This is a genomic window from Amycolatopsis thermalba (assembly GCF_023376025.1).
Taxonomy (GTDB): Bacteria; Actinomycetota; Actinomycetes; order Mycobacteriales; family Pseudonocardiaceae; genus Amycolatopsis_E; species Amycolatopsis_E thermalba.
Genome location: NZ_CP091196.1, coordinates 2,636,579 through 2,649,111, shown reverse-complemented (window position 1 = coordinate 2,649,111; position 12,533 = coordinate 2,636,579). Strand labels below are relative to the sequence as shown.

The following is a 12,533-nucleotide window of genomic DNA, read 5'->3' as shown; positions in this document are numbered from 1 at the left end:
GGGCGCGGCGGGGTCGCGTTCAGCGCGGCGTTCAGCCCGGTGCGCAGATCACCCTGCCAGCGCTGCGCGAGCCGGGCCAGGTACTCGGCGCCGTGGATGTGCGCGACCTCCACGGCCTGGGGCAGCAGGTCGCCGAAGGTCCGGTGCAGCGCGGGCAGATCGAGGTCCTGGGTCAGCAGCGCGTAGGCGTTGTCGCCGTGCGCCACGGTTTCCCGCAGGACGTCGAAGGGCACCGACGGCGCGCGGCGGGCCGGCGTCACCGGGATCTCCGCGCCCTGCCACGCCGGGTCGAACCGGTTGACGGTGAACGGGTCCTCGCCGCGCCGGGTGGTCCGCGGGGCGACCGAACCGTCCGGCGCCGGCTGTTCGGCCAGCATCCGGAGGGTCTTCTCGGTCAGGTGGTCGGCCTGCACCTGGCGGATGCCCAGCCCGGCCGGGAGGTCGGCGGCGATCCGGTCCAGGAAGCGCGTCATCTCGGCGAGGTCCCGGACCGGGGTGTCGCCTGCTTCGCGCTGCCGGGCCATCGCCTCGAGGATCATCAGGCGGCCGGCGAGATCCGGCGTCAGCCCGGGCTTCTTGCGGCCGAGCAGCCCGGCGAACAGGCCCTGGCGCTGCTGCTTCAGCTCGTGCAGCGACCGCCCCAGGTGGTAGGCGATCTCGCGGCCGACCTGGCGGGGGCTCAGGCCCGCGGCGAGTTCCACCTGGATCCGGTGGTCCCCGTCCTCGGCGATGACGGACGACCGGGCGACGACGGGTTCGCCCGTCTCCTCAGCGGTGTTCAGGAGCTCGCCGGAGCTCAGGAAGATCGTGACCGGCGTGCCGTCCACGCGGAACTGGACCACGCTGCCGGTGGCCGTTTCCCGCGTGCGGTCCGGCAGCGCGTCGCCGAGCAGCCGCACCGCGCCCAGGACCTCGGCGGCGCTGGTCACCACGGGCCGTGGCGCGGGTGCGGGCGCGGGTGGCTCACTCGTCGGGTCGGGCGCCGGAGCGGGCGGCGGGTCGGACTGCTTGGTGCCGAACACGGTGAACCCGCCCGGCGCCGGGTGCACCTGAGCGTCCACACCGGACCCGGCGAGCGCGGTGACGATCCGGGACGTGTCGGCACCGGCCCCCACCGCGATTTCCACTGTGGACGCCAGGGGCATCGCCGCACCCAGCAGGCGCATCGCCTCCGGCGTCAGCGACTCGGCGGGCAGCCGGTGCAGACGCACCCGCACGGGACGGTCCGCCGACGGTGCCGAGCCCTGCGCGGCGGCCAGGTGACGGCTGTGTTCGTCCCGCGCGTGCGCGAGCATCGCACGCAGCCCGGCCTCGTCGCCGTCGCCCCGGGCCAGGGCCGCCTCGATCCTGGACACCGCCTCCGCGTACACGTGGGCGAACCGGGCCGCGTCGTGATCGCCCTTCACCATCTCGACGGCGGCGCTGCCCGTCCAGACGCCGCGGAAGTCCACCTCGGTGGCTCCCAGCGCGATCGCCTGCGCCGTCAGGTCGGCGAAGTGGGCGGCCACGTCCTCGCCGGTGGTCATCACGAGACGGCCGCCCTCGGGCAGGACGTCGAAGGCGTTGGGCAGCGCGCCGATCGCCGGTCCGGTGAACGCGGTCTCCCGCACGCCCGCGAAGTGGACGGAGGTGAAGTCCCCGTGCGGCAACGACGACGCCGCGACATCCTCGGCCACGTCGAGGCGCGGTCCCGCCGGCAGATCGGGGTAGACCGGACGGCCGCGCTTGGACCAGCCGACGACGCGACCGTGACCGTCGTAGCCGATCTCGGCGCCGACCTCGGTGAAGTACCACTCCAGCGCCTCGCGGACGGCGTCCACCGGCACGCCCGGTTCGACCTCGACCACCAGCCGGCCGTCGTGGCGCAGCTTCGACCAGGCGGCGTCGACCACGCCGGCCACGCCGCCGGTCTCCCGGTCGGGCCGGACGCCCCGCAGCACGATCTCCGGGGCGGGTTCGCCGTCGCGGACCCTGATCGCCCCGGCGTCGGCGCCGTCGAGCACCACGGCCGGCGCCGCCGGGACCGCTCGGGACACGGCCGCCGCTCCGCCGGTACCCGTGGCCCCGGCCGGTTCCCGGTACGCGGTCCAGGTCCCGATCGATCGCAGCACGTCCTTGCCCGGCCAGGGATCGGTGAACCCGAGACGCACGTGCGGACGGCCGAAATCGAAGATTTCCCGCGCGGTGGGGTATCCCGCGGTGCCGAACTCGTGTTCCGCGGCCCGGAGCAGGAGTGCGTCGGCCTGCACGATCGCGCGCCGCGTCCGGGGTTCGCGGAGCGTTCCGTACGTGACCTCGAACGGCTGGTTCCGGCGTACCGCGGTGGCCATCGCGTTCCGCATGTCCCGCAGGTGAGCCAGGGCGCGGGCGGCGTCCTGACGGCCCCGCTCGCCCGGGTGCCAGCCGTATCCGGCCTCGACGAGGTGCACGCCGCGCTGCCCGGACACCTCCTGGGTGACCTCCGCGACACCCGCTTCGCGGTAGATGTCATCGAGCAGTGGTGTCACCCGGGCCAGTCCCCGCGCCCGCGGCGGCGCGTCCGGGGCACCGGGGTACCGGTGCTCGGCCCGGATTCGTCCGTCCGCCTCCCGGTGCAGCCGCACCTCCAGGGTGGCGGCGTGCGGCTGCCCGCGGTCCAGGTCGACGACCACCGTTATGGTGTCGCGCCCGCCCATGCTGACCGCCCGCACGTCGACGACATCCGCCAATCCGCCGAGGCCCCGGAACCAGTCGCGCACCGCGTGCTCGAACCCGGGCGCCCAGATCCCCTGGTGCGGGAAGAAACCGGCGAGCCCCGCCGGGCGGTCGCCGGGCTCCGGCGGTGCGACGAGCACGGGCGCGGCGGGGGCCTCCCGCTTGTACCCGGTGATGACGGTCTTGCCCGTGGTGGTCTCCGCGGTCACCGCGATGCCGGCCGTCTCCAGCGCGACCCGGATCATCCCGGCCGGTGCGGTGGACGAGGTGGTGATCCGGATCGTCGATCCCGCGGGGAGCGCGTCGGCGAGCTGGGCAAGCGCCTCCCCGCTCAGGTCGGCGTGGCGCCAGTTGTCCAGAGTCAGGGTCACCGGACGCGGTTCCCCGGAGGTGGTTCCGGTCGTTCCGGCGAGCGCCCGCGCGTGCACCAGCGCGGCGTCGGTGGGATCGGCGCCCGCCGCCTCGAGCCGGCGCACGGCCTCGCGGTACACCCGGCCGATGCCGCGCGGCTCGCCCTTCTCGGCGGTGATGGCGACGTTGACGTCGCCGTCCGCGGTGATGGCGGTGGCGCCGGACGCCACCAGCGCGTGCACCAGGTCGGGCAGGTGCGGCGCGGTGCGGATGCTGCTGGTGATGGCGAGGGTGCCGCCGTCGCGCAGGGCCGCCATGCCGTTGGCGACCGCGGCGATCGCCGGGCCGGTGAACGCGGCGGGCGGCAGGTCGTCGAACCGGACGTGGTCGAACTCGCCGTCGGGCCGGGCCGCGGCGATGCCGGCACCGGCGAGGTGCACGCGCCCCGTGGGAGGCGGGACCGGGAGCGGACGGCCGCGCGGCATCCAGGCGACGATCCGGGGCCGCTCCCCCGGCACGGTGACGTATTCCGTGCGGGCGAACCACTTCCCGAGACCCGCGCGGACCTCGGCCACGTGGTCCGGGGACACCGCCACCGGCAGCGACACGGTCAGCCTGCCGTCGGCGGCGAGCAGGTTCCAGGCTTCCCCGGCGGTCCGCGCGAAGCCACCGGTCGTCTCGTGCCGGGGCAGCTCGTCGATCGTGATCTCGTCGTACACGATGTCGTGGCGTTGCAGGGGCAGATCCGCTCCCGACGCCAGGGTGAGCACGGCCGGCGGCTGGGGACGCCAGGACGGCTCGCGCTCCGGAGCGGAGAGGTCCGCGCGGAGGCGGACCGACCGCGGCGCGCTCAGCGCGGCCCGGCCGGGCGCCCCGATCTCGGCGATTTCCCGCGGTGACGGGAAATCGGGCCGTCCGAACGCGTCGTCCCCGCCACGCGCCAGGATGTCTTCGACGGCCGCGATCTGCCGGTTCAGCGTGTCCAGGAGCGTGTCCGGGTCGGCGGCGCCGTACCGGCGGGCGGTCTGCTGGGCACCGCCCCGCGCCCCGAGTTCGAGCTGCTTCGCCAGGCGGCTCCGGCCGTCGCGCAGGTGCTGGAGCTCTTCGGTCAGGTGCGCCAGCACCTCCCGCGCCGACCGGGGACCCTCCTGTCCGGGAGCCCAGCCCTGACCGGCCAGCGCCCTGGTCACCGCCGTCTCGCCGGACACGGACTCGTCCACAGAGGACACGCCCCACTCGCGGTAGCGCTCGCGCAGGAACTCGTCCAGGGCCGTGGCGACCGGGGACTGGGCGACGTGGTCGTGCCCTGCCCGCAGCGTGCCGCCGTCCCAGAAGAAGGTGCGCAGGGCGACGAACTCTTCGCCGGCGGAGGCGAAGCGCAGGTGGACCGAGTTCTCGTCGGTGCGGGCGTCTTCGAGCCACACCTCGGTGCCCGCGAACGTGACGCCCCGGACCAGGCGGGCGAAGCCGCGGCCGGCGTCCTGTGCGGACAGTGGCGTGCCGGGGCGGGGAACGAGATCGGCTATGCCCACCGGCGCGGACGCCACCGGCTGGACGATGTTGGGCAGCAGCCGCAGGGCCTGGGTCATCGTCTTGCCCAGGAGCACGGTGCGGTGGCTCGGCTCGGCCGGCATCCCGGGCAGCCTGATCTCGGCGAGACCGTCGGCCCCCGGCGGGTACAGCCGCGGCCGCGGCGCGGCCGGATCGACCGTCACGCGGGCGCGGAAGGTGTTGCCCTGCGGGTCGGCGAACTGCCACACCCCGTCCGCCTCTGGCACACCGTGGTGGTTGCGCATCCACGCAGCGAGCGCCTCGTCGAAGCCTTCGTCCGGTTCGGCCGCCTGCCCGACGTTCCACGGCCGGCCCAGCACGTGGTGCTCGCGCTCCCGGAACGGGGTGACGTCGGGTTCCCCGAACACACTCCCGTCGCCCGGGGTCTCGCCCGGCTGCGAGTGGTAGGCGAACGCACCACCGGCGAGGCCGCCGGGGTCGCGGCCGGTGCGCGGCGCGGGAAGCGGGGCGGTGTCGCGGTCGGCGCGGCCGGTGCCGAACGGATCGTCCCCGCGGTGCACCGTCCGGGCCGGGCGGCTGGGGCCCGGCGCCGGATCACGACGGGGCCCCGGACCGGTGGCCGGGCCGCGCGAGGACCGCCGGGTGTGCTCGGCCAGCTTCTCCGCATCACCTTCGCGCAGGTTCCGGGTGACCTGCGTGGCGAGCGCGGACTGCTGGGCCGCGGTGGCCGGGTGGGGCTGGTGCGCGAGCCGGCCGACCGCGTCGAGGCCCCGACGGACCCGGCCCCACTCCAGCTGACTGCCGTCTCCGGACGCCGACGCGGTTATCTCCGGTCGCGGCGCCCGCGCGGGTGCACCGCCCTCGTAGCGGGTGTGCACCGACGGCTTGAACCGATCGATCGCGCGGAACCTCGCCCACGCGCCGCGGGCGAGGTAGATCGCCGGGCCGGCGAGCGCGAACGCTCCGGTCGCCGCCAGCACCACCGGGTTGCTGGTGATCATCGACGCGCCGATCGCGGTCAGGGCGCTCTGCGCGAAGAACATCGCGCCGGGACCGAGCTTGGCGCCGACCCGGCCCCGCTTCGCTTCGATCCGGAAGCCGAACCTCGACAGCGCCGCGGTGGCGGCGGTCAAGGTGGTCCCGACGACGATGTTGAGGGCGCTTCCGCCGCCGGCGAGGAAATCGCCGATGTACTGCGCGGTGAGACCGGCGTTGGCGATCGTGAGCAACGGGAAGGCGACGATGTTCTGGATCTTGCGCATTCCCGGTTTCGAAACCGGGTCGTAGTAGGACCAGATAGCCGGGATCGCGGTGATCCCGAACAGGATCGACGAGGGCAGGTAGGCCGCCGACACCCACGCGGTCATACCGGAGGCGTGCACCGCCTGGTACAGCTGGTAGATCGCGTTGACCAGCCACGTCCCGGCGGTGAGCACATGCGAGAGCCGGCCGAACACCCCCGCCGTCGGGTTCATCCGGTTGATGGAGTCCGAAGTGGCGCCGAGGATGCGGTTGACGTAGTCCTTCAGCCGCGAGAACGCCATGTTCGCCAGCACGCGACGGCTCTGCGCGTCCACGTTCTCGGGAAGTCCCAGCTCGACGGCGGCGATGTAGGCCTTCAGCATCTCCTTGACGCGCTGTTCGAACAGCGTGACCACCCGCGCGACGATGTGGGCGAAGTCGCCGCGGAACTTCCGCCCGCCCGGGGAGATCTCGTTGACCATCAGCTTGCGGGTCATCTTCATGAGGCGATGCACCGACTCCACGTCGACGCGCTCGCGCTCCATGATCGATTCGACGGCGACCCGGATGCTCTGGGTGTGCGCGGTCTTCAAGTTCGTCAGCAGGGACCGCACGACGAACGCGGTACCGGCCGCGGCCCCCAGCACGGCCGCGGGAACGGCACCGGCCACGGCGGCAGTGGCTCCCGCTGTCGCGGCGGCGGCGACGGTCGTCCAGCCGACCAATCCGCGCCTGCGGAAATGGGCGTGGAGCTTCTCCTGCATCTCTTCCGTCGCGAGCCGCTGATTCTCCGTCTTCGACACATCAGCGAGCACCTTGCCGACGAGCTGTTCCTGTTCCTCCCGGCTCAGGCCCTCCGCCGCCTGCATCGCGTAGTGCGCGGCGATGAGCGCCTCGACCGGGGCTTGCAGACCGAGCTCGTCCGTCTCCACGGGCTGGAGACCCTTGCGGTCGCGGATCTGGGCGAAACGGTCGGCCACGGCCTTGCGGATCTGCGACTTCATGTCGCGCACCACCTGCTTGGCACCCTCCGCCTGGCGGAACGGGCCGTAGGCGATCTGGTAGGCGTGGTGCAACGACTGGATCTGCGGGTTCTCGCGCCAGTTCCCGTCGCGGGTGCCGGACGGGCCCACCGCCTGGCCGTCGCGGGGCCGGAAACCCTGGTCCCACAACTGCTGAGCGCGGGCGTGGAACGCCTCACGCACCGACTCCGGCGCGTCGGCCATCGTGGCGAGCCAGGCGTCGCGCTGATCGGAGAAGTACTCGTCGACGAACCGCTGGCTGCGATCGGCCGGGGTTTCGGCGGACCGGACGTCCGAGCCGTCGCCCATGCCCACACCGGGTCCGACGGCCTGGTCGGGATGTGGCACGAGCCCCTTGTCGATCAGCTCCTTCGCCTTGCGGTGGAAACCCTCGACCACGTGTGGGGGCTTGCCGGACAGAACCTCGAGCCAGGCGTTGTGGTGCCGGGAGAAGTACTCGTCGACGAACCGCTGACCCCCGTCGCCCTCCGCGTCGCCGGTCACGCGGACGTAGTTGCCGCCCCGCAGCTTCGCGACGATCGCCTCGCCATCGGGATGACGTTCGATGATCGCGCGGTAGACCGGCTCCATTTCGGTGGCGTGCCGGTCCAGCTGCGTGCTCGGCATCATGCTGATGCCGTCCGAACCGAAGATGAGCCGGTCCTGGTACTTGACCGCGAACTGGATGAACCGCTCGAACACCGCCGGGTTGTCGCGCAGGTACTGGCCGAGCGGGGTCCACGAGAAGTCCAGGTGCAGGCCGGGCACCAGCTGCATCATCCGGTCGAGCATGTCGATGTGGTCGACCGTGAGGGTCGTCCAGTTGCCGACGCCCATGTGCGCCCAGATGATCCGGTTGTTCCGGAACTCCGGGTGGTGCTTCATCAGCGCCATCATGGGGATCAGACCGCGCTCGTCCGGATCGCCGGCCCGGAACAGCCCGTTCAGGTCGACGGTGGCGAACCCGTTGTCCTTGTGCAGCAGGAAGGTCTGCCCGGTCATCCGGTTGGCGCGCAGCTTCGCCAGCAGGTGCGGGTTGAACATGTCCGGCACCTCGGCAGGCAGGCTCGCTGCCATCTCCGGACGGCCGGCCGAGCGCAGCAGGTACCGCAGCGTCTCACCGTTGTGGACGAGCTGGTCGAGGTAGTCGGCCTTGTCCATGGGCGAGGTCAGGGAATCCGGGTCCCCGAGCAGCGCGCGCGCCTCCTCGGCCGCGGTGCCGGTGAGCCTCCCCTCGGCGAGATCGGCCTTGACCTGCACCGCCGCGGCGACGGTGAGCTTGAGCTGGTTGGTCCACTTCGGGTTGTAGGTGGTGTTGGCCTCGTCGCCGAGCAGCTGTTTGATGGCCTCCTTGTCGTCGGTCTGCTCCGCGCCGAGGTAGGCGAACTCGGCCATCAGCATCGTGAGGTCGTAGCCCTCGGCGCCGGGGATGTCCCAGCGAGTGCCGACCAAGCCGACGTCGGCCCGCCACTTCACGTCCTCGGACAGCTCGCGGTACATCTTGAACATCAGGACGTCGGCGAGTTTGCCCTGCAGTTCCAGGATGTTCTTCTTGTCGATGAGCCCGGCCCGGAGCATGGGGACCAAGCCGTAGTAGACGGCACCACTGGCCGCGGCGGCGCCGAAGGCGCGCTCGCGGATCGCCGAGTACAGGATCCGGCCCAGGTCGCCCCGAGCCGCCCGGTAACGCAGCTGCCGCTCGGCGAGGCTCATCTTCGGCTCGAGCTTCAGCCACGCGAGCACCTGCTTCCTGCGGGTCTTGGCCTCTTCCGAGTTCTCCCGGCCCGCGCCGAGGAACTGGTTGTCGAGCGCATAGCTGAGGAGGTGGTGGTGGACGTCGCTGATGTCGCGAGTGGACAGCCGGTTGGTGAACAGCATCAGCGCGAAGTCCTGCGGCACCCCGAGGTCCAGCACCTGCTGCAGCGCGTCGGGCGAATTCACGTCGATCGCCTGGATCTTGGCGGTGAACTCGTCGATCTCCATCAACGCATCGGCACTGAGGAAGCGGCGTGCGAACCTGTCCAGTCGTCCGTGCGCTTCGAGGTAACGGTCGACGTAGGGCAGCCGGTAGCGGGATTCGGTTTCCGCGCGACCGGGCGCGACCACGCGGCCCGTGATCCGGCTGATCTCGCTGTCGTTCAGGCCGGTGCGCTGCGCGATCTCGACGAGCCTGACCCCGTCGTTCGCGGCGGCCTTGATCACGTCGCGCAGAGCATCCACATAGGCCCGGTGCGCTTCGTCGCGGGCCTGTTCCGCCACGAGGTAGGCCTCGATCGCCCGGTCCAGCTCGGCCTGCCGCGTGCGGACCTCCGCGGCGGCCAAGCGCAGGATCTCCGTCCGGTTGCCCTCGAACGGCAGCCTGCCTTCGGCGGCACGGCTCGCGGTGACGTAGTCCACCGGGAGGCTCAGCGCGTTGGCCACCGTCTGCGCATCGGTGGCGGTGTCACCCTCACCGCGCAGCAGGCCGGGCGCCCACCCACGGCGTTCGTTCATTCTCCTGCGCGCCTGACGCAGATCGGCAGCGGCAGCGCGGTACCGTTTCTCGGCCGCGCGGCGGGCCGGTTCGTGCTCACGCACGCCGCGGGCCAGATCGCGGCGCACTCCCACCAGGTCGCCGGGTGCGTAGGCGCGCGCGCCGAACTTGATCTTGCCGGCGTTGTCCGGGAAGGCGCGGGGCTTGAACTCCGGCCGCCTGCCCTCGTCGAGGACACGCGCCAGGGCAGCCGACGTCGCGTTGCTCGCGTACCGCTCGGGGAGCCCGTCTTCGATGGCGTCCTGGCGGATCCGCTCGATCTCACGGGCACCGTGGTCTCGCGCCTGCTGCCACCGCTGTTCGGCCTCGACCATCCGGTTCCCGGCGTTCACGGCCGTGACCAGCAGGCGAGTGCGGTGGTCGACGACGAGGCGGATCATGTCCACCGCGGTCCGTCCGATGATCTCGCGCGCGATCTTCGGGGGCGGTTCGATGACCTGTGCCCCGTCGAGCACCTTTGCCGGCTCGACGATGCGCGCTTCGATCTCGGCACGGCTCAGGTCGTAGGCCGCTTCCAGCGCTTCCAGCACCTGAGTGTCGTTGGGGGCTACCTTGAGCCGCTCCGCCAACTCCTGCGCGACCCACGGCAAGTAGGCCTCGTCATCCTCGATCGCGTTCAGGGCTGCCAGGTAAGCCTGCTGGGCGCGGTCAAGTTCCGCGTGTCGCTCACCGACGTCTTCGGCGATCTGCTCCGCGGCGGTGCGCAACGGTTGCACCTGCGGGAACAGGGCGGTCAGGTCCATCGTCTGGACGCCGAAATGCGCGCCCGGTCCGGGAACGGCCGGGAGCAGATCCGCCTGGCTGTCCGGCGGGATCTCCCCACGCGGCGGCGGCGGGTCGCCGAGCCCGAGCGCGGCGTGCCGGTATCCGAGGACGTTGCGCAGCCCGTCGGCGACCATCCGGACCTGGGTGGCCTGCGTGGTGCCCGGCGGCACCTCGACCACGTACGGCAGGTGGTCGCCGGCCGCGACCCGCAGCCGCGGCGCGTCGATGCCCTCGACGGTCCGGAACTCGACGCGGAAGGGCCTGCCGCCGGAGTCGGTGGCGCGGACGGTGGCCGCGCCGGCGTCCGGGCCCGCCGTGACGCGCAGGTCGCGCGCCGAGCCGCCCAGGGCCGCGCGGGCCACGCCGCGCTCGGCCACCGCGGCCGGGATGGCTTCGCCCGGTTCGTGGGAGAACCGGACCGGGTCCGGGGTGTTCAGCTGGGCGCGGAAGCGGGACAGCGTGATCTGCAGGACCGCGTCGGCCACCACGGCGGGCAGCGTGTCACCGAGGGCCGTCAGGGGCAGCTGGATGTCGTAGGTGTTGCCGGTCCGCAGGCCGAACGTGTCGTCGCGCACCGGCACGCCGTCGCGCAGGTCCTGGAAGTACGGCCACACCTCGGTGCCCTCGCGCACCACGACGGTGAACGGCCGCTGGTCGCCGTAGGTGACCTGGAGGTGGACCTCGCCGGTGTCGGCGCGGGTCGCGGTGACCTGGACCGGGTGCCCGGCCATCCGGGCGACGACGGTTTCGGCGAGTGTCCGCATCGGACCGTCGCTGCCGTCGCCCTGGCGGATCCACGCGGGCGCGACGGGTTCCACGACGGGCGCACGGCGCGGGGTGACCGGCAGCGGTTCCGGCGACTGCACCGGCTGCGGGCCGGGCGCGAAGGGTTCCGCGTCGGCCAGGCCCCACTGCTCGGCGAGGACCCGCAGCTCGCCTTCGATCATCCGGGTCCGGGTCGGGCCGTCGGCAGGCGCCGGGACCGCGAACCGGTCCGCGCCCGCGAGCGGCGCGAGCGGCTCCACGAAGAGACCGTCGCCGAGGCGGATCTCGGCGCGGTGCCGGCGGCCGGACCGGTCGAGCACCACGATCTCGACGTGGTCCTCGTGGGTCAGTGCGGCGACCTGGCCACCGTGGTCGCGCAGGCCGGCGCCGGCGATGGCGGCGTTCACCTCGTCCCGGAGGGCCCGGACGTCCGCCGCCGGGGCCGTTGCCTCGGCGGTCTCGCCGGAGCTGGCGGGGCCGGGCGGCACGGGTGAGGCCGGGTCGGGTGCGGGTGGGGCCGGCGGCACCGGCGCGGGCGCGGAGGGGCCCTGGTCCGGGCCGGTCGCGTCCGGGCCCGCGGGGATGGCGTCCCGCACCGCCGCCACCAGTTCGGCGAGGCGGGCGCGCGGATCGGCCTGGGTCGGGATCACGACGCGGACCACGTCGTCACCCGGCACGGCCGGATGCACCTCCAGGTCCCGGTCGCCGGCCCGGAACTCGATCCGGTGCGTCCGGCCCGCACCGTCCAGCGCGGTCATCGTGACGCCGTCGGGATGCGCGGACAGGATGACGTCCGCGCGGTCCTGGATGCCCAGCTCGCGAAGCACCGCCTCCACTTCACCGGCGGTGACGAAGGCGTCGACCGGAAGCTCGGCGCCGAAGCGCTGCTCGATCAGCCGGACCTGGTCCGCGATCGCCTCGGCGCGGGCGGTCGGCTGCAGGAAGATCGTGGCCGTACGCCCGCCGCGGTAGGTGAACTGCAACGCCACCCGGCCCGGACCGGTCACCTGGGCGGACACGTGCAGCGGGTGCCCGCCCGGCCCGCCGCGCAGCACGTCCTCGGCCTCGCGCAGCAGCCAGAGATCCTGTTCACGCCCGAGGCTCGGCTCCACCACCGGGTCGCCCTGGCGGATGGCCGTCGTGAAGCGGTCGACGTGGTCCCTTGTGGACGGATACCGGTACCGCAGCACCTCGGTCAGCAGCTCCGGGGTCCAGGACCGCACCTCGGCCAGCTCGGCAGGCAGCGGACCGTCCAACGCCCGCACCCACTCCAGCAGGTGCAGGTGGTCCTCGACCTCCCGCTGCAACATCAGGTCGGCCACCGGGCCGTCGAACTCCGCCGCCGCCACCGAGGGCTCGTCGCGGAAGGAGGTGATGACCTCCTTCACCAGCGCGGTCGCCAGCACACCCAGCGGCTCACCGGGCCGCAGGCCCACCCGGCCCGTCGCCCAGTCGTACACGCCGGACGCGCTGCGGTACGGCGACAACCGGTCCCGCGCCGCCCCGTCGTCCGCGAACGCCTCCGTCAAGCCGCGCTCGCTCAGCTCGAACGACGATGCCGCCTTTGCCTCGATCCGGCGGAGCACCTCGTCCTCGGACACCCCCAGCCGGTCGGCGAGCACGCCCGCGTTCCGCTTCGCGAAGTCCGC

1 protein-coding gene (cut by both window edges) is annotated in these 12,533 nt (G+C 73.0%); it reads right to left on the bottom strand.

Every position in this 12,533-nt window falls within one protein-coding gene, locus L1857_RS12880, for a toxin glutamine deamidase domain-containing protein, read on the bottom strand. The gene is 50,667 nt long; 20,542 of those nucleotides lie to the left of the window and 17,592 to its right, leaving coding positions 17,593–30,125 in view, spanning codon 5,865 (complete) through codon 10,042 (partial); the first complete codon in reading order (the gene reads right to left) occupies window positions 12,531–12,533. Both the start codon and the stop codon lie outside the window.